Raw genomic sequence first — 17,762 nt, 5'->3', positions numbered from 1 at the left:
CGATGACGCGGGAGTGGCCCAACCCTGAAGGGGTTGTGGCTCAGGCGATTCGAATAATCAACAATCTATCCTACCCGTAGCGCGACCAGAAGCCGCAACCCCGTTGGGGTTGCCTGAAACCGATGACCCCTCGTTCCCAAGGTAGCTGAGTACAGCAACCTTGGGCTGAAGGATGCAACCCCTTCGGGGTTATACTTGCTTCAACACCTTACTCAACAGCTTCGGGGATATGCAAGCTTCAACGTTTTACGTGCCGCCGCGTTTGCGATTTAGTTCCGCGAGCGTAGCCTTCAATTGATCGAACTTCTCGCCGGCGTCTCGATGCTTACCCTCGGCGGACAGCCGCTCGTAGTCCGAGATTAGTTGCTGCGCTTGCTTTACAAGGCGGTCGATGTCGGATGAACTGGCTTGCGCGGTCGGTGCACCCGGCAGCGGTTCCTTCGACGGCGTCTGAGCGTCAGCCTGAGTCAGCTTTCCCGACTGTGTTGCTTGTCCAGGCGCCAGCCCGGGAATGAGCAGGCTGAGCGCTTCGTCAAAAGTCTTTGCCGCTTTCAGTTGGTCTTGCGTTGCGACCGCCACTTGTCTCAACTCCGGAAGCTTCGATGCAGCTCCCTCGGCTTGCAGATAGAATGGCTCGACGTACAACAGAGAGTCGGCGATGGGAATGACCAGGAGGTTGCCGCGCAGCAGCTCCGAACCCGTTGAATTCCACAACGTCATCTGTTGCGAGAGCACCGGGTCCTGATTGACGCGAGCCCTGATTTGCCCCGGTCCGTTCACGGTCACGTTCTTCGGAAAGGTGTATACAAGTGTACGTCCGTAGTTAGCTCCATCGCTGCGAGCTGCCATCCATCCAATCATATTGCTGCGGCCCGGACCAGACGGGGTGAACGGGAGGATGTTCACGAACTCGAGCGAAGCATTTTGCTCGGCGGGCAACTTCATCAGCACGTGATAAGGCTGCATCGGCGGAGCTTCAGCGCCTTGCGCAGCCTCGCCGGTGGCGATAGCCCACAGATCCTCGTGATTGTAAAACGTCTGGGTGTTCTGCATGTGATACAGCGCGTAGACGCGAGCTTGCGCGTTTACAAGCAGGATCGAGTAGCGAACGTGCGCCATCAGATCATCGGGCATCTCGCTCTTCGGGTGAAAGAGTTCAGGGAAGATGTCTTGATAAGCGCTGATGATCGGGTCATCGGGCTCGAAGACATAGAACCTGACGCTCCCTTCGTACGCGTCGACCACCGCCTTCACTGAATTGCGCATATAGTTGACGCTGCGATCGCCGACCTGATGAGCGGCTGAGTAAGGAAACTGATCCGAATGCGTAAAGGCATCGATGATCCAGTAGAGCTTCCCGTCGCGGCCTATGACAATGTAGGGGTCGTCTTCGAACATAAGGAACGGCGCAATCTGCTGAACTCGGTCGCGCACGTTGCGGCGCATCAACACCCGGCTTTCAGAGTTGATGTAGTCGGAGAAGAGCAGGTTTGTTCCCTCTCCCAGATAAAAGCTGAGCGCGAGCTGCCGCATGAGCCCGCCTACCGGTATCCCCGCGTCCGATTCGTACGTAGTGTACGAATCGACATTCCCGGGCGCCGGGTAGTTGAACTCCGGAGGTGTCGCCCCCTGAGGCTTGGTGTGCACGTATACATGCGTGTTGCTCCCCTCGCCGAAGTAGATCTCCGGCCGGGTGACTTTGATCTCGGGAACCGAGCTCTCGACCGGCATGTTCTTGAGCACCAGGTTCGGCATTCCTTCGGGAGTGAATTCGGTGACGGTGTTCATTGTCACGCCGTAGCCGTGAGTGTAGACGACGTGCTGATTGATCCAGTTCCTCGACTGGTCAGGCAGCTGTTCGACGTTCATCTCGCGCGCGGACAGCATCACCTGGCGTAGCCTGCCGTTTATCACGTATCGATCTACATCGGGCAGATTGAAATCGTAGTAGGTCCGAATCTCTTGAATCTGAGCCAGCGTCGACTGAAGCGCGCGTCTGTCCCACAGCCTGACGTTGTCCAGCGTGTCGCGATTAGCCTGAACCTGCTCCGCTGTCAGAGTCGCTTTGGGCTCGAAGGGCCGTTCCTCGAAGCGATCGATCGCGAATGCGTGACGGGTCATCTGTATGTTGTGGTCGATGAACGCTGCTTCCTTCGCCAGCTCATTGGGCTTTACGGAAAGCGAGTGGAAGATGGAAGGGATGATCCCGAGGCCAAGCACCCACGCCACCGCGACGATCACCGCAAGCGACACGATTGTTCGCACTCGCTTCATGACGAATGCATTGCTCGCTGCCACGATCGAAGCCAGCACCAGAAGACCGATCATTATGTTCATCGCCGTCAACCGCACGTTCGCGTCGGTGTAGTCGATTCCGGTGAACAAATCGTGACGGCTGTGCAAGAGATCGAATCGGTCGAAGTAGGTCCTCGCGGCAAGCGTCAGGCCGAAGAACGCGACAGCGAGACTGATTGCAGAAGTAGCCCGGCGGCGAATGTCCTGGGTTATCGTGCCCCTCGCTTGCTCGAAGTACCAGACATAACCCGACGCCGCCCCGATGGCGATCAACATGACCACCGAGACCGTTTGCAGCCAGCCGGCTACAAGCTCGAGCACGGGCAGCTTGAATAAGTAGAAGCTGACATCGCGCCCAAAGATCGGATCGCTCAACTGAGCCGGCTGTGAGTGAAGGTACAACGCGAACTGAGGCCACTCCTGGCTCATGCTGATGCCCGACAGCAACGCGATGGCAGCCGCCAGCACCCATACACCGGGACGATAGATCCATGGCAGGAAGTTTACGTCTTTGATGTCTTCGACTGAGGTGAAATGGAACCTGGGACGCTCGGTAAGCTCGGGTAATACACGGTTCAAGAATAGGAACGGCACGCGAACGATCAAGAATGACAGAACGAAAAAGATGAGGAAGAGCAGACCGCCCAGACGGAACTTGTACCAGTATACTCTTGCATAACCGACTGCCGAGAACCACAGCGAGTCGATGTAGATGTTCAGAAGCTGCGAGCCGAATAACATAGCCGCGACGATTATCAGAACTGCGACGATAAGTCCGACTCGTCGCTTGCGGGGCTTGATGTCGATCAGCTTGGGGGTGAACAGTGGGTCGTCTTCCATAGTGCCAATCATAGAGAAGCAGGATGGCAAAGGCAACGTGCCGACGGGTGCGCGTCAGCTTTTTGCGCATCACCTCTGACAGCGACTATGAAAACTCAGGGAATACCACCCACGGAAGTGGGTGGTAATCCCGGAGTTTTTCGACGTGCTGTCCTCGCGGACCGACGACCGATTTGCGCGGATACGCTCCTTCACTAGTGAAGCGCATGTTACAGGCTATTCGTGGGCGATTCACTAGCGGTTCGCGTCCTGAAGCTCCGTCCTGTTGCTGCGATAGGGCTGGAAGCCGCGTCCCCAGTCGACGCCTATGATCTCGAGGCGAATTCGGTCGCCGTCCACTTGCACGACCAGGAAATGATAGGGGTTGTCGCCGGGATTCATTCCGGGTCTTACCACGTGATCCAGCGATACCTTCTCCGAAGCATACGTCTTCAAATACTCCCGCAAGTCAGGCTCGCCGCGATATGGATAAAGCGGCGCGCCGCCTCCGCCGGTCACGATCTGATCGATACGGCGTTTGTTTCCGTCCGAGTCTTCGTAACGTTCGACCCAGTGCTCGAACAAGTGCTCGTGTCCGGTGAAAAGAATCGCCACGTGATGACGCCGGAACAAAGGCATGTATCTCGCTCTCAACGCCGCGGACGGCGGCTCGACTACTGCGCCACCGTGCGGGCCGGAGGAGAAGGGTGGGTGATGGAAGAAGGCTACTATGTGGCGATAGCGCTTGCGATCCAATCCTTCGAGTTGAGACTTTACCCACTCGAACTGCTTATCGTCGGTTGCTATGTTCGAATCAAGCGCGATGAAGAACGCGTTGCCATAGCCGAACGCATAAGTCGGATAGCCATCCAGCCGGCGCGCCGCGCCATTTGGCGGGATCAGATTGGCGATTGCCGCGAGGTAGTTCCGAAGTCCTTCCTTTCGCATCGGAGACTCCAGTGCGTCAGACCCACTCACGTCGTGATTGCCGGGCGCCAGGGAGTAGGGGACGCCGCCCTCGGTGGTGATTCGATTGATCAGATCCACGAAGCTCTTGTTCCACTGCCGCGCGTCTCTGCCGTTTACTACGGCATCGCCGCTCTGTAGAACGAAGCGCACCGGAAACGGACCGCTCGCTAGCCGTTTGATTGTGGCGACCATCGAATCGACGATAAGCGAATGCTCGTACTGCTCCTGAACGCCGTCGCGTCGCCCGCGAGTGTCACCGTAGACGATGAATGAAAAACGCGTTACTTCAGCCGAAGCCGCCTCTGCGGGAAGCGGATTAACAGGAGCCGCGATCGCGCGCACTTGCTCGGGAGGCGGCGCCGTTTGGGCTGAGGCGGCGGGCTGTTGGCGTGCTGGTTGTGCCGCTCGCCCAATCGCCGGTTCGTCTAGAGCGAGCTGTACCCAGAAGCCAACAAGGAGCGATAGCAAGATGGCGAGGCGGCGAAGCATAGGCATTCCCCTTTCGGTCGGTCGAATAGAACAAGGCAAGAGGTTACTTCGGCTCGCAGAAGGTGGCAAGGAAAAGCCGGACATCGACTGAGTTTGTGGGCAATCTAGTGACCTGTAACATGCGCTTCTCTAGTGAAGGCGGATATCCGCGCAAATCGGTCGAATCAGTGTCATCCGTGGTCTATGGGCGCTGGCAATGCGATTTCTTACGAACTCATAGACCACGGATGACGCGGGTTTGACGGATTCGCACCGATTTGATCGCTAGCGAAACGGCCGTTACAAGTCACTAGAAATCATCCGGTTCCGCATCACGACAACCTGAAACTGCCGGACATCGCAATCAGTTCAGCTTTGCCTGGTTCTGGCGGATTGACTTCAGATGTTCGCGGATCGTGTTGGCGTCCGCGGCGTAGGGAGCAAGTTCGAGGTACCGCTTAAGCTCGGTGATCGCGTTGGCGGTGTCGCCGACTGATGCGAGAAGCAATCCTCGATCTCTTATGTGAGTCGCCGAGTGCGGATCGATGAGCAACATTCGCTCAATCGCTGCCAGCGCTCTGCGATGATCGCTTGCCGCGTAGATGCCGAGAAGGTTCGACAGCATCCGGGTAAGGATTTGTTTATTAGTCACCGGTTGGAGGTGCGCGGGCTGCAGCTCGATTTTGCCGCCGCTCATTTCCGCTATCAACTCCGCGCATCCGGCATCGCCGAGGAGCCGGCCTCCATTGAAGGGGTCGATGAAAACATCCCCACTCTCAGCTTCGTGTTTAGCGATGAAGTGGAACGGCATCCCCACGCCCTTGACCGGGAATCCGAGTCTCCGGGCAACTTCCATGTACACAATTGTCAGCGCGATTGGTATGCCAGTTCGCCGATCGATCACTTCGTTCAGAAAGCTGTTCCGAGGATCGTAGTAGCTTTCCCGGTTGCCGTGAAAGCCCAGGCGTTCAAACAATGTGGCATTCAGGGCAGTGATCATGCCAATTGTGTCGCTTGCATCTTCGGCGCGGTCGCGCGCGAGATCTCCGAAGAGATCGAGCTTTTCGAGATAGGCTTCAACGTCCAGGCGCGGATACTCCTCTGCGGCGATGAGCAGCGCAGCTTCTGCCAGATTGACCTGCTCATCGTCGCGCGAAACCATCTCGGCGAATAGAATTCGCGCGTGCTTTCCACTTTGCGTTGACACGTTAGGTCCAAATCAAAAGGGCTGACGGTTGTAGCGTCAGCCCTCGAATATTATCACGGACGCAGCGGTCGTGCTTCAGTCGCCGGCGCGCGAGCGAACCGGCGCCGAATGCTTGCCGTCGGTCTTGAAGTTCGTCCACAAGAATGTGTACGAGTGGTCCGCCACCGAGATCATGTATTCCCATCCGTGGCCGCCGGGATACATGTGAAACTCGTGTGCGAGACCGAGTTTTGTCAGCTTCTCGTCAAAAGATTTGTTGGGCTCCTGAAATCCATACCGATCCTGCTCGCCGCAGTCGAAGTAAATCTTGATGCCCGATTTCTTGATCGCCGCCAGATTCTGTTCGACTACGAACACCGGATTCGCGGCACGGAAATATTGCTCGTCGGGCGGATCGCCAAAGATTTTTCCGACGAGTCGAGAAACAAACATCGAGCGCTGGTCGCCGCCCTGCGGATGCGGCAGCTCGGGGACGAGAGCGGCGCAGTGAGTGGTCACGGTTGAAAACATCTCCGGGTGCTTGAACGCAAGCAGCAGCGCACCCCAGCCGCCCATTGAGATGCCCTGAATGGAGCGCGTCGCCGGGGTCCCGATGGCGCGATAGGTCTTCTCAACGTAGGGAATCAGGTCTTTGATTATCGCGTCCTCGTAGCGCAGGCCGTTCTTCGCGTTCAAGTAGAAGCTGTTCTCGCCCGCAGGCGAGACTATGATGAACTCGCCGATCTTGCCCTCGTCGCGCAATTTGCTGATTGCGGCCGCGACGCCACGGCGCTCGAACTCTCGCTCGTTACCGTTCATCCCGTGAAGGAAGTAGAGCACGGGATAACGCCGCTTGGTGTCGCGTTCGTATGAAGGAGGCAGCACAATAGCGAACTTCAGCTCCTTGCCCAGCGACTCCGATGGAAGCGAGCTGTACTGCACGCCGCCCGGGGTTGGTTGCGCGGAAGAAGAAGTTTGCGGGGTTGCGGCGGCCTGTCGCGGCATCAAGTGCGCGGCGACGTTCGCAACCAGAGTGATCATCACGGAAAGAATTCCGATGGCGAGCTGCATGAGAAGATCCATTTGTTAACCTCTGAACCGCGGTCCGTCGCTTGGGAAGTGATTGACGTTGACGTTTGCCGCGGCGGCGTCGGAAAGATCTATGATCGCAGCAGCGTTGATGGCGGCTGCGATGGCGATTGTCTCGCTGATTTCCTCCGGTGTTGCGCCGGCCTCCAGCGCTTTTTTGAGGTGGCCGTCGATGCAGCCCTGACACTTGGCCACCAGCGACGCGGCGATCGAGATCAACTCCTGTGTCTTTGTGTCGATGTGTTTCTTTTCCGAGAAGTAGATCTCGCGGTAGAACTCGCCATAAATGCGGCGCATCTTCGGCTCCAGCATCGAGTACGATGACGGCCTGCCGTCTTTCTTCTCTTGAGGATTGGAAACCGGGATCTCGGGTTCGGCCGCTTCCTTTCTTGCATCAGCCTGTGGCGCCAACTTGCTGTCCATACTCACTCGTCTCCTTAGCTTGAAATTCCTAGAGCGTCACCGTCAGCGCCCGCCGCCGCTGACCATCGTAACGCTTATACGCGCGAGCCGCCTCGAGAGTCTCAAAAAACTCTTTGAAGTGTCATCAGATTTCGCAAGCGCATCAACCTCAGCATTTCTACCACAGAGAAAGTTCGTTATTCAACGTCGTCGCCTCTGATGCGGATCGCTTCAATGTGGAGAAACCGGGTGATGCCCCGCTTCGCGCATCGCCATAGCTGCGGCGATTGCGGCTCGCGGATTCACCATTCCCCATCCCTGCCGGTCGACTTCAACGTGAGGAAGCCTTACCGCGGTCCTGATCAATGCGAGTTTGATTTCGTGGGGCTTCAAGTCGGGAACGGCTTCTAACATTTGAGCCGCGATGGATGAAACGATCGGCGCGGCGAAGCTGGTCCCGTCGACATGCTTGTAGTGACCGCTGATCACCTTGTTGTCGCGTATCTTGATCCACACCACCTGACGCAAGAGGTAAGGCGCAAGTTCCGTTGCGTGGTCGAGGTCTTCGTCCACACCAGGGTGCTGCCTGATTATCTCGCGCAACGCTGAGTCGGCTGCGTTTTCAAGCTGCGACAGGAGCATCGCTTGTTCGGCGGTCGGAGTGCCGGGCAGTATCGGGGCGGCTATCCAGATGCCGGGCGCGATGACTTCGGGCTTCTGCAGGCCGTCAATCGTCGGACCGTAGCTCGAGCGATACATATCGTTGTCCCCGAAGTCGAGATTGTTCTTATCGTCGAGTCCGCCTACTGCTATCACCGAAGGCGCCGATGCGGGCGGCAGTACCGGGTGATTCGCCAGATGGCCGGAGTTGCCGACGGCTGCGACAACAAGCAAACCTGCGCGAGTCGCGTCTTCCGCAATTCTCGACAGTTCGTCGGAAAGGTAACTTGCTTCGTAGTCGCCTCCCGCCGAGATGTTCACGATTCGAATGTTGAACTCTTCGCGATGCCGGATCACCCAGCGAAGCCCGCGCGCTATGTCGGTGTGACGCACGCGCGAGGACACCCCCACTTTCACTAGCACAAGGTTCGCTTCGGACGCGATGCCTCGATAGAGCCCGCCCGACAGATACCCGTTGCCGGCGGCGACTACTGAGGTCATCATCCCGTGCCACGAAGAAGCTTGCGGAGTGGTCAGGTCGCTCGGTTTTGCCCGCTCAACCAGGTTTACGTATTTCAGCACCCGATCGCGCGGCAATGCGAGATCGGGATGCCCATAGAAGCCTGAGTCGAGGAAAGCGATCGTGACGCCGCGCCCGCGAACCTCGTCCGGCGCGTCGAGCCGCATAGGTGTAGGCACGACCTTGAGCTCCTGCGCGGCGAATTGCGGAAAGGCGGCGCAGAGCTCGTCGTGGAGCCTCGAGTATCGGAGAACACAATCTATGCAAATCGGTTTGCCCGGCTCCCATGAGTGCATATTGACCGCCAGCAGAGGGTGGAGCGAGTCGTGGACGGCGCCCGAACCGGCGATCTGCTCGACGTCTACCTCACGCCGGCAGACAGGACAGTAAGCTGAGAGTGGCTGCATGGGATTCACCTTAATGGAAAAGCAATTGGCTATTCTAGCTATGGGGGAGGCCGGCTGCAAACAGAGTTGTCCGTTGGATACCATCGTGCTTTAAGCCCAATGCTAATCCTCACCGCAACGAAATAATGGAGGGGTGGTTGTCTTAATTTGATCGAATGAGCAGCAATCGTCGCTTTGGACTGGGAGCGGTTGATAAGAGGTTTGAATTAAGACACCTCGGAAGAGGGCACCCGTTCCAGCGGTCTGTTTGCCACGTGCTATCATTTCAGTTCACCAATAAAGCTTATGAACGACGCCAAGGAGCGAGCATTCCGCTACGACCTGTTTATCACGCCGGACTGGCGCGACCGATTCGACGCGCTGATCAACGACAGTATCAAACTGCCGCTCGAGGGACGCATTCTCGACGTCAACTGCGGCACCGGTGGTCACACGCTGGAACTCGCCGAGCGCCTGCGCGGCAAATGCGAAGTGATAGGAGTTGATCCGAGCGTTGAGCGCATCGCGCTTGCTCGTGCGAAGGCCCAGGTCGCGAAAGCGGATTATGTCACCTTTGAGCAGGGCAGTGCTTCCGACCTGCCTTTCGACAGTAACGAGTTTAGTGCGATTATCGGGGACGCCTCCATGCTGCCGGCGAACGAGATCCAGGATGTGCTTGCTGAGATGGCGAGGGTGGCTCAACCCGAAGGCCGCGTAATTCTCAAACTCTCTACGCGTGGAAGCTTCGAAGAGTTCTTCTCGGTTTATTGGGAGGCTCTGCTCGAGGTCGGAATGGCCGATGAGGTGTGGGCGGCGCTCGAACTATTGATCAATGAGCGGCTCACGGTGTCTGACGCCGAGGGTATGGCCGGGCGCCTAGGGTTGCGCAAGGTCGAGAGCTTCATCAGTAGAGAAGAGTTCAGCTACGCGACCGCGGAGGATTTCCTGGAGTCGCCGCTGATCAAGGATGTTTTACTTTCCGAGTGGCTCGAGATCGTGCCAAAGGCAACCCGCGACGAGGTTCGCCGACACCTCGTATCGATCATCGATCGCGAGCGGCACGACGCCGCATTCGAGGTATCAATCAAAGCTGCGGTGATCGTGGGACTGAAGATAGGAGGATTCGTTCAACAGTAGCCCCCACTCGGCTAAACCGCGCTTCGGCAGGCGAGTGCAATCATCCCCCGAAAGGCGTTCCAGACTTGATCACGTACACGACGTAACCACCTTGGGCGATCAATCCCAAAACGCCGATTACCAGACCCGCCGTCGCCGAACCACGCCCGTCTTCCACGTAAGCAGCTTTCAGAGTTCGGGCCGCCATCGCAGCGAGAGCAATGGCGGCCACACCCATGATTAGACCGATGAACGGGAAAAAACTTGTGAGCGCAAGAATGACCGAATTGTTCGCCCTCTCCTGCGCCTTCTCGATTCTGGAATGGTAGTCTACCTGTTGGATGATCCCGCCGTGACGTTTGGTTTTGGCGCCGACAACCGGACCGTCAGTCTCGGAGAACAACGTACCAACCGTTGCGCCGCAGTGCGAGCAGGTGGCCACGCCAACGCTGAGCGGCATTGCACATTCGTGGCAAGTCTTCCTTAGAGATGACATAGGGATGACATACGAACCCGGGGCTGAGCTATTGAATTGCTTCGAGGCCCTTTCTAGCACAACAAGCCTTTGCCTTCAAGCATTGACTCGCACAGCATCGGATCGGAGTTGCGCACAACCGGATGATCGCAGGTACGGAAGGGAACTGTCGTGAGCGAAGAGGGAGCCTCGCGCGATCACCTCTTATGGAGCGAGATGCGCCCGGTGTAAGCCGTGAGAGAAAGGCGCGAGCCGCCTTTGAGATACGTGCCCGAGACGCCCTTTGGCCCGCGAGATGACCCGCTCATGCCTGACAAAAACGATCCGAGGCTTATGTTCTCGCTGAAAGCGCGAGCATTTAGGTTGAACGATGTCGCGCTCGGCAGAGTCACATCGAGGTCGCCACGCATCGATTGAAGGCTGTAGGAACCGCCTTCGTGCAGCTCACCATCGAAGAATATGTCACCGCTGGTTACCACGACGTCGACGGCGGGGCTGCTCATCTTCATAAGGTGAACGTCGCTACCGATAGAGGTGACGCTGACGTGTCCGGTGATCCCTCGGATCTCGATCTCTCCCATGTAGTTCTTGATAGTCACTGATGTGTCGGGCGGCACGGAAACGTCGAAGTCCGCCCGGCCCAACCTGAGGTTGGGTTTCGTCGAGATGGCAATCTCGTCACCTATTACCCGGTCTTCGATCCGAACGGACTCGGCGGCGGTGGCGCGCGCAAGGATTGTCTTCTTTTCCCATGCGACAACGCGAATCCTGCCATTCACATTCGAGAGTGTCAAATGAGCCGGATGTTGTGGGGTGTAGGTTCTTTCGAACCGCTGAGACGAGTCAGCCGAGATCGGAACGATTGCGAAACAAAAGAAGGCGAGGGCAGCAAGCAGGATCGAATACTTCATCGTTGCGCGTCTCGTGTAGCTCTTCTGAACCATCGGTGGGAACACCAGACCTCAACGTAGGAGCTTAGTGCTTAGTATTAAAACTTTTCAAAGCCTTCGAGCAAGCGAACCTTCTCCCGGTAGGCAGTGAGCATCAACTCCTGCGACACGTCGTCGGCCGGGTTGTCTTTCAACTGATGGCGGCACTCGACCAGCGATTGGTCGATATATAAAAGGTTTCGCTCAAACGCGGTCCGAAGCTCCGGGTCCCAGGAGTTCTTGCGCTGCTCGACCGTTTCACTCAGACGGCTGATCTGCTTCTCGATCTGCTGCATATCCGCTTTTGAGAGAGGCGTGACAACCGAGGGCGGCACATTCGCCCCGGCTGTGGGTGACTCAAGAGTCCCACCGTCGCGCCGCGAGACCATCACGCTGATCGAAACGACTATAACCAGGGCTGCTGCGCCCGCGATGATTTGCGGGACCGACAGATTGAAGTTAACCGTCCTAAGACTGGCCAACCATCTCAGCGGCCATGACCAGAAGCGCGGCTTGAGCTCTTCGACCCCGGATTGAATCCGCGGCCACAACGGTGTAGCCGGCGATTGCAGTGGAAGCTGCTGGCTGAAGTGAACGATCTGGAGCAGGTCGTCGCGGACAGCGCGGCACGGCTCGCAGTCGGCGAGATGCCGTTCGATGTTGACTTGTTCGCCCAGCTCAAGCGCGCCGTCGATGTATTCAGATAGTAGTTCTTGAGAGTGCTTACAAACCATTTGATCTTTTCCTGATCCAAATCTCGGCCAGCGACACAATCCCGGTCACCGCTTGGTCAAAAGCTCGCGCAGGCGCATACGCGCTTTGTGCAATTGCGACTTCGAGGTGCCGATGGTGACGTCCAGCAAATCAGATATTTCCTCGTGCTCATAGCCCTCTACGTCGTGCAGCACAAACACAGTTCTGTAGCCCGGGGGCAGTTGCGATACAGCCTTCTCGAGTGCAAGCCTGTCGACCATCGAGATCCGGCGAGTGCTCTGAAGCGGCGTTTCGACGACATTGTTGAAGTCGCCCTCTTCGCTCGTATGCTCGAGCTTTACTCCACGTCTGCGAAAGTGCATCAGCACTTGATTAACCGTCAGGCGGTGCAGCCAGGTGGTGAACGCTGAATCGCCGCGAAAGCTTCCGATCTTCTTGTAGACTTGCAGGAAGACCTCCTGAGTAAGATCTTCAGCCAGCGAGTCGTTCCCGAGCATTCTAAGACAGAGCGAGTAGACTCGCCTGTGGTGCTGCTCATACAGTTTTTCAAAGGCTGCCGAATCACCAGCCGCCGCCGCTCTAGCCAGTTCGAGGTCCGACGCTGGTTTGATTCGTTCGCCGGTCACGGTCATCGTCAACGTGTTCGTGATGTAAGCCATGACCTCACAGCTTGTGATGCGATGGCCCTAAATCCGGTTGCTCCAGGATAATAGCACTTAAACCGGATGAATTGAATTCGTTAGGGGAAGGATATGCTGCATTTCAGCGAGATTCACGGCAGGAAGGAAACAATATCTAAGCTGGCGGTTCCACCGGCAACATTCAGTGACAACCGCCAGCTTCACCAATATCAGGGTGGGCGGCAACCGCGATTATGGGTTTCTGGATGAGCGCGCGCCCGCCCCGGACGTCGTCGTCCTGGCCGGCATGCTTTCGACCGCAGCATTGGTAAGCAGATGAATCTCAACACGGCGAGGCAGAGTTTGCATGTTAGTAGCTGCTTCTCTGGTGGAGGCATTCTGCATCGAAGGCCGCGAAGCGCCGAAACCGACGGCAAACAATCGCATAGCCAAAAGACTGGACAGCGTTGCCGAGGAACTCCAGGCGTGTGCGTGATGTTGACGAAACTCAGAGGCGGAAGCCGCGTGAAAAAGAATTGACCGCCTGCGCACGCAAGGTAAAATTGGACCGAAGCTGATTCAGTCCCTACACACGCGCCCAACGCCGAATTCCCCTAGAGACTTCTGTTTTCATGCATTCACTTTATTATGTGCTTACTGACCAGCACCGGGAGGAGTTCGCTCCGGTTCGATGCAACGAGCAAACGGTGTCGCGTTTGGTGCGTTATTTTGAGGACGTTGTAACTGAAAACAAACTGCCGGCTCTGGTGATCGAGGGGCGTTGTCTAAGCGGCGAGCCGTCACGAGAGACAACGCGTCTGGCGAATCTGGCCTCAGCCTCGCGCCGCGTTTATTTGTTTTCTTGCGACTCTGGGTGTCGCGCGCACGCGTGGGATCCCGAGCCTTCCTTGAGGCTCACGGCGCTGGAGGAGCAAGATTATCACGGAATCGAAACTGGCCCGTTCATACTCGTAATGGAGCCGCGCTTCTGCGGCTTGCTAGCTTCGTGCGCCCTCCCCGATGATGGGAACAATCACACCAAAGCCTATGATATGGTGTGGACGTTCGATCTCAATGTCGTGTTCACGGCGATCGAATATCTGATGGCGCGGGTTAACGCTCAGAAGCCACAGGAGCGCGAGCGTTTTGAAGCGTATTTAAACGCCTGCACACCTCGCAGTTCATCGCTGAGGCTCGCGCTTGCTTTCATGACCAAGGTGACGATGCTTATGCAGCGCCAGAACGAGCTCGAGATGGCTACCAATCGCATAAGCTCGGCGATCTCAAGCAAGCTTGAGATCGAGCCGATACTTCAGTCTGCGGTCGAGGAAGTGGGCCGCGCGTTGAGGGTGCGCCGGGCGGCTCTCGTGCTATGGCAAGAGGGAACAAACCTGCCCGAGGGAATGAGTATCTACGAGCGGCCTGAAGTGTCCCGGTTTGACGATGGAACTGACTCGCATCTCGGCGCCTCCGGCGGAGACTCGGCGAACAACCATAATAAAGAGGCGCCTTCTGCCTCGCGCGCCGCCGATCAGGCGAACAGCGAGGAGTCGTTGGTCGCGCAGACGGACGGCGAAAGTAACGATCGCCGGCTAGCTACGCCGTGCTCACTGGAAGTGCCGATCTCATATCGCAACGATATCATCGGTTCGTTGGTTATCGAAGACGATACAGCCTTTCGCAACTGGGAAGACGAAGAATTGTTGATGACGAAAACCGTTGCCGATCAGCTCGCGGTCGCCATAAGTCACGCGCGCCTGTTTCGTTCGGTGCAGACGCAAGCGATGACCGATGGGCTTACCGGCCTGTTTAACCACGGGTACTTCCAGGACCGGCTCGATCGTGAAACGAAGCTTGCGGATCGCAACAATGAGCAGGTCTCGCTCATTCTGCTTGATCTGGATCATTTGAAGCGCATCAACGACACCCATGGTCATCGCGCCGGGGACGCGGCGCTGTGCCACGTCGCTTCGCTAATGCAAACCGCCGTGCGCGAAGTTGACGTTTGTGCTCGATACGGGGGCGAGGAGTTTGTAGTGATTCTCCCTGGGTGCGATCGCGAAAGCGCCATAGAGGTCGCCGAGCGGCTACGGGAATCAATAGCTTCGACGTCGATTCAAAAACTCGGTCAGGTGACCGCGAGCATTGGCGTGGCTACTTACCCGACGGGCGCAAAGAACAAAGAGGAGTTGGTGGAGATGGCCGACCGGGCGATGTATCTGGCAAAAGCTGCGGGACGCAACCGAGTGCGGACGCTCGCTCACCGAAGCTACTCGGGAATCGATGTTAGGTGAGAGGTCTGAAGTCTGCAATCTGCAATCTGAAATTTCTGAGATCCGCAATCGACAATCGCCAATCGGCAATCGGAAATCTCAAGTCTTCAATTCTCAATTCTCAACTTGCCTCTCCGCGAAAACACCTTGATGTTCCCAACCAAAAGCTTTTCATCAAACTCCCTCTCCAAATCCCGCGCTAGCCACGCGTTTTCCCGAATTCGCAGATCGAGCGGGTCGCCCTTCTGTATCAGTACCGTCGCGATATCTGCAGGAATGCCGTTATCGAGTTGATGCCACCGCAGCGAACCTTCGTGGACTACGTCCGAAAAGCGCAATCCTCCCTGTGACACAAGCGGCCCAAGTGCGCCCGTGTGCATCAATATGAATCGACCGGGTGGATTCGCTGTCAGAAACGAAGCCACTCGCGCGCGTTCCCGCGCCGGCCGTGCGTTCACTCCGTTGCGATAGCCTTCTTGATAGACAGCAAGCTGCGCGGGTCCCTCCGAAATCAAATGCCAGTATTGCGCGGCAACAATCAGGCATACTACGGCGCCGGCCCATCGGCGCGCCGAGCCTTTGAACGCCAGAATCGCCGCTGGCGCAAACAGCGCAACGCCGAGCACGTGAGGCAAGCCATATCGAATGTTGAGGAGCCCGAAGGCGCTCAACGGGAATACCTGAATTTCTCCTCGATACAGACTGAAGGCGTGAAAGAAGAAGGGTAGAATCAGCAAGGCTAACGGCGAATGTTCTACAAACGACTTCCGCTTTGCGATGAGCGATCTTGTTAAGCCCGCCGCGCTCAGCAATAGAACAAACGGCCCGGCGCATACCGCTGTAGACGCCGCCATCACCAGAACATCCAGTCCGGCGTGCCCGGTGAACATCGTCGACCAGCCGAAGTTGACCCGATTCTGGAATGATATCCCGCGCGCCGAGTTCGGTCCGGTGAGGAACTCGACCGCGTTTCCATAGATCGCCCAGTTGTGCCACAACCAGTACAAGGGACCGACTGCGACAATCCCCGAGAAGATCGCACTCATTTTGAGCTTCTGCTTCCAGTCACCGCGTGAAGCGAGAGCGACGACGAGAACCGAAAGTGCGGCGACCGGCCACGCTTCGTAGCGGGCCAGAGTAGCCACGGTCATTGCAACGGCCCCGGCCATCAGCCGTTTCGTGGTCTGCTCGTCGACCCATCTCTGCAGCAGATAAACCGCCGCAACCAGCGCTCCCATAAGTACCAGCTCGGCCATCGGTGTCGACTGCATATACAGCACGCTGGGATTGAACAGGAAGATCCCGGCCGTCAGCGCGGGCAGTGCTTCTCTCCATGCCCCGTCCTCTTTGCGATAGAAGGTCCTCGCCAGCATGTAGAGCGACAATGCGGCGATGACAAACGAGATCATCGAAACTACGCTGCCCGCCGCGCCGCTGCGCCACATCCAGTCGTTGGTTACCAGCGGCAACATCAATACCGTCTGAAGCGGAAGCCAGGGAGAGCCAATTTGAATATATCGTCGCCACACCGTGTCGTCGGGTGAGTCTACGACCTTCCGAGCGATGTTGACGTGCGCGACTCCATCGCCATAAACGTTGGTCATATCGTTGGCGAAAAAGTACAGGAACGCTAAGATGGATAGAATCGCGGCGATGATTGCTACCGCAAGAAGCGGACTGACCTTTGAAGCCAGAGTCCCTCCGTGAAGAGCCTTATACTGATGGACAAATGATAAATTACAAATGGAAAATGGAAAATGGAAAATAGACCGAATCGGCGATGAGTTGCTTAGTTCATTCTCCATTTTCCATTTCACATAAAGCTCGCCTCTGCCTCGGCGATCACTCTGTGTATTGCATGCACCTCGGCGACTAGCTGCCTGAACATATCGGGCAGCAGCGCTTGCGGGCCGTCCGATAGAGCCTGCTCGGGATGATTGTGGACTTCGACCATGATACCGTCGGCGCCGGCAGCGATTGCTGCGCGCGCAAGCGGAATGACTTTATGGCGCTTGCCCGTTCCGTGAGACGGATCGACGATGATTGGAAGATGAGAGCGGTTCTGCACCGCGGGAACAATCGACAGGTCCAGCGTATTGCGCGAATGGTCAGCGAAAGTGCGCACGCCCCGCTCGCAAAGAATCACGTTGTAATTGCCCTCGGCCATTATGTACTCGGCTGCAAGTAACAGCTCATCGAGCGTCGCCGACATTCCACGCTTGAGCATCACCGGCTTATGCCCTTGTCCCACCCGGCGCAGCAACGAGAAGTTCTGCATGTTTCGCGCGCCGATTTGCACGATGTCCGCATAGGCCTCGACCAGATCAACCGTGTCGGTGTCCAACACCTCGGTCACAATGCTAAGCCCGAATCGCTCGCGCGCCTCAGCCAGAATCTTCAATCCCTCCTCACCCAGTCCCTGAAACGCGTAAGGCGACGTGCGGGGCTTGAACGCGCCGCCTCTAAAGAGCTTCACCCCGGCAGAGGCGACTATTTCAGCTATCGCCATCGTCTGTTCATAAGACTCAACCGCGCACGGTCCTGCGATGATTGCCGGCTCGGGCCCGCCGATCTCTACATCTCCGGCGCGTACGATCGTGTCGTCGTGTTTGAGATCCCGGCCGACGAGCTTGTAAGGCTTTGAGACTCTGATCGCTTCGGCGACCCCGGACAGCATCTCGAAGTGAGTGGGATCGATCGCCCCAGGATTGCCGGTTATGCCAATCGCCGTGCGTGTAGCTCCGGGCATCGGATGCGGCTTGAAGCCGAGCCCGCGTATGACTTTGAGCACTTCTTCCACCTGAGCTTCGGTGGCGCCGGGTTTCATTACGATTAGCATTG

The 17,762-nt window shown here is 57.1% G+C and carries 16 protein-coding genes; 4 read left to right on the top strand and 12 right to left on the bottom strand.

Annotation, left to right across the window (positions count from 1 at the left end; all coding sequences use genetic code 11):
* Positions 1 to 246: 246 nt before the first annotated feature.
* From AABO57_03195 to AABO57_03170, 6 genes are all read right to left on the bottom strand, one after another.
* Positions 247 to 3,135, bottom strand: coding sequence for a UPF0182 family protein (locus AABO57_03195; GenBank protein MEK6284726.1), 2,889 nt, complete (start codon positions 3,133 to 3,135; stop codon positions 247 to 249).
* A 234-nt stretch (positions 3,136 to 3,369) separates the two neighbouring features.
* Positions 3,370 to 4,572 carry a metallophosphoesterase gene (locus tag AABO57_03190; GenBank protein MEK6284725.1) on the bottom strand — a complete coding sequence of 401 codons (1,203 nt, stop codon included), beginning with the start codon at positions 4,570 to 4,572 and terminating at the stop codon, positions 3,370 to 3,372.
* 343 nt (positions 4,573 to 4,915) lie between these two features.
* Complete coding sequence (locus tag AABO57_03185; GenBank protein MEK6284724.1) at positions 4,916 to 5,758, bottom strand: transglutaminase-like domain-containing protein; 843 nt, start codon at positions 5,756 to 5,758, stop codon at positions 4,916 to 4,918.
* Between the two features lie 75 nt (positions 5,759 to 5,833).
* The gene (locus AABO57_03180; GenBank protein ID MEK6284723.1) at positions 5,834 to 6,820 is read right to left on the bottom strand and encodes an alpha/beta hydrolase family protein; all 987 of its coding nucleotides are present in this window, start codon (positions 6,818 to 6,820) and stop codon (positions 5,834 to 5,836) included.
* Between the two features lie 3 nt (positions 6,821 to 6,823).
* Complete coding sequence (locus AABO57_03175) at positions 6,824 to 7,249, bottom strand: carboxymuconolactone decarboxylase family protein (GenBank protein ID MEK6284722.1); 426 nt, start codon at positions 7,247 to 7,249, stop codon at positions 6,824 to 6,826.
* A gap of 210 nt (positions 7,250 to 7,459) precedes the next feature.
* Positions 7,460 to 8,815 carry a S8 family serine peptidase gene (locus AABO57_03170; protein MEK6284721.1) on the bottom strand — a complete coding sequence of 452 codons (1,356 nt, stop codon included), beginning with the start codon at positions 8,813 to 8,815 and terminating at the stop codon, positions 7,460 to 7,462.
* A gap of 285 nt (positions 8,816 to 9,100) precedes the next feature.
* On the opposite strand from AABO57_03170, the gene AABO57_03165 reads away from it, so the two are divergent.
* Complete coding sequence (locus AABO57_03165) at positions 9,101 to 9,931, top strand: class I SAM-dependent methyltransferase (GenBank protein ID MEK6284720.1); 831 nt, start codon at positions 9,101 to 9,103, stop codon at positions 9,929 to 9,931.
* A gap of 40 nt (positions 9,932 to 9,971) precedes the next feature.
* On the opposite strand, the gene AABO57_03160 is transcribed toward AABO57_03165, so the two are convergent.
* The 4 genes from AABO57_03160 to AABO57_03145 all read right to left on the bottom strand — a co-directional run bounded on the left by AABO57_03160 (position 9,972) and on the right by AABO57_03145 (position 12,687).
* A complete protein-coding gene (locus AABO57_03160; protein ID MEK6284719.1) occupies positions 9,972 to 10,370 on the bottom strand; it encodes a hypothetical protein in 399 nt (132 codons plus the stop codon).
* Between the two features lie 212 nt (positions 10,371 to 10,582).
* Complete coding sequence (locus AABO57_03155; GenBank protein ID MEK6284718.1) at positions 10,583 to 11,296, bottom strand: DUF4097 family beta strand repeat-containing protein; 714 nt, start codon at positions 11,294 to 11,296, stop codon at positions 10,583 to 10,585.
* 77 nt (positions 11,297 to 11,373) lie between these two features.
* The gene (locus tag AABO57_03150; GenBank protein ID MEK6284717.1) at positions 11,374 to 12,048 is read right to left on the bottom strand and encodes a zf-HC2 domain-containing protein; all 675 of its coding nucleotides are present in this window, start codon (positions 12,046 to 12,048) and stop codon (positions 11,374 to 11,376) included.
* A 45-nt stretch (positions 12,049 to 12,093) separates the two neighbouring features.
* The gene (locus AABO57_03145) at positions 12,094 to 12,687 is read right to left on the bottom strand and encodes an RNA polymerase sigma factor (GenBank protein MEK6284716.1); all 594 of its coding nucleotides are present in this window, start codon (positions 12,685 to 12,687) and stop codon (positions 12,094 to 12,096) included.
* Between the two features lie 166 nt (positions 12,688 to 12,853).
* Here AABO57_03145 and AABO57_03140 point away from each other — a divergent pair, with 166 nt between their 5' ends.
* From AABO57_03140 to AABO57_03130, 3 genes are all read left to right on the top strand, one after another.
* Positions 12,854 to 12,988 carry a hypothetical protein gene (locus AABO57_03140; protein ID MEK6284715.1) on the top strand — a complete coding sequence of 45 codons (135 nt, stop codon included), beginning with the start codon at positions 12,854 to 12,856 and terminating at the stop codon, positions 12,986 to 12,988.
* A gap of 27 nt (positions 12,989 to 13,015) precedes the next feature.
* Positions 13,016 to 13,144: a hypothetical protein gene (locus AABO57_03135; GenBank protein MEK6284714.1), complete on the top strand. Its 129-nt coding sequence runs from the start codon at positions 13,016 to 13,018 to the stop codon at positions 13,142 to 13,144.
* Positions 13,145 to 13,280: 136 nt separating this feature from the next.
* On the top strand, positions 13,281 to 14,942 hold the full coding sequence (locus tag AABO57_03130) for a sensor domain-containing diguanylate cyclase (GenBank protein ID MEK6284713.1): 1,662 nt from the start codon (positions 13,281 to 13,283) through the stop codon (positions 14,940 to 14,942).
* A gap of 86 nt (positions 14,943 to 15,028) precedes the next feature.
* Here the strand turns inward: AABO57_03130 and AABO57_03125 are convergent, their stop codons facing one another.
* On the bottom strand, positions 15,029 to 16,726 hold the full coding sequence (locus AABO57_03125) for a hypothetical protein (protein MEK6284712.1): 1,698 nt from the start codon (positions 16,724 to 16,726) through the stop codon (positions 15,029 to 15,031).
* A gap of 8 nt (positions 16,727 to 16,734) precedes the next feature.
* Positions 16,735 to 17,760, bottom strand: coding sequence for a 3-deoxy-7-phosphoheptulonate synthase (gene aroF, locus AABO57_03120; protein MEK6284711.1), 1,026 nt, complete (start codon positions 17,758 to 17,760; stop codon positions 16,735 to 16,737).
* Positions 17,761 to 17,762: the final 2 nt, after the last annotated feature.

It is taken from the genome of Acidobacteriota bacterium, assembly GCA_038040445.1.
Taxonomy (GTDB): domain Bacteria; phylum Acidobacteriota; class Blastocatellia; order UBA7656; family UBA7656; genus Onstottus_A; species Onstottus_A frigus.
The sequence above is the reverse complement of the archived record's forward strand: the minus strand, read 5'-3'. Positions and strand labels throughout refer to the sequence as shown.

Bases quoted from the DNA above. Each gene is read 5' to 3' on its own strand.
- aroF (MEK6284711.1), bottom strand. From the start codon at position 17,760: ATGCTAATCGTAATGAAACCCGGCGCCACCGAAGCTCAGGTGGAAGAA.
- AABO57_03125 (MEK6284712.1), bottom strand. From the start codon at position 16,726: ATGGAGAATGAACTAAGCAACTCATCGCCGATTCGGTCTATTTTCCAT.
- AABO57_03145 (MEK6284716.1), bottom strand. From the start codon at position 12,687: ATGGCTTACATCACGAACACGTTGACGATGACCGTGACCGGCGAACGA.
- AABO57_03165 (MEK6284720.1), top strand. From the start codon at position 9,101: ATGAACGACGCCAAGGAGCGAGCATTCCGCTACGACCTGTTTATCACG.
- AABO57_03175 (MEK6284722.1), bottom strand. From the start codon at position 7,249: ATGGACAGCAAGTTGGCGCCACAGGCTGATGCAAGAAAGGAAGCGGCC.
- AABO57_03150 (MEK6284717.1), bottom strand. From the start codon at position 12,048: ATGGTTTGTAAGCACTCTCAAGAACTACTATCTGAATACATCGACGGC.
- AABO57_03155 (MEK6284718.1), bottom strand. From the start codon at position 11,296: ATGAAGTATTCGATCCTGCTTGCTGCCCTCGCCTTCTTTTGTTTCGCA.
- AABO57_03180 (MEK6284723.1), bottom strand. From the start codon at position 6,820: ATGGATCTTCTCATGCAGCTCGCCATCGGAATTCTTTCCGTGATGATC.
- AABO57_03135 (MEK6284714.1), top strand. From the start codon at position 13,016: ATGTTAGTAGCTGCTTCTCTGGTGGAGGCATTCTGCATCGAAGGCCGC.
- AABO57_03130 (MEK6284713.1), top strand. From the start codon at position 13,281: ATGCATTCACTTTATTATGTGCTTACTGACCAGCACCGGGAGGAGTTC.
- AABO57_03195 (MEK6284726.1), bottom strand. From the start codon at position 3,135: ATGGAAGACGACCCACTGTTCACCCCCAAGCTGATCGACATCAAGCCC.
- AABO57_03160 (MEK6284719.1), bottom strand. From the start codon at position 10,370: ATGCCGCTCAGCGTTGGCGTGGCCACCTGCTCGCACTGCGGCGCAACG.
- AABO57_03190 (MEK6284725.1), bottom strand. From the start codon at position 4,572: ATGCTTCGCCGCCTCGCCATCTTGCTATCGCTCCTTGTTGGCTTCTGG.
- AABO57_03170 (MEK6284721.1), bottom strand. From the start codon at position 8,815: ATGCAGCCACTCTCAGCTTACTGTCCTGTCTGCCGGCGTGAGGTAGAC.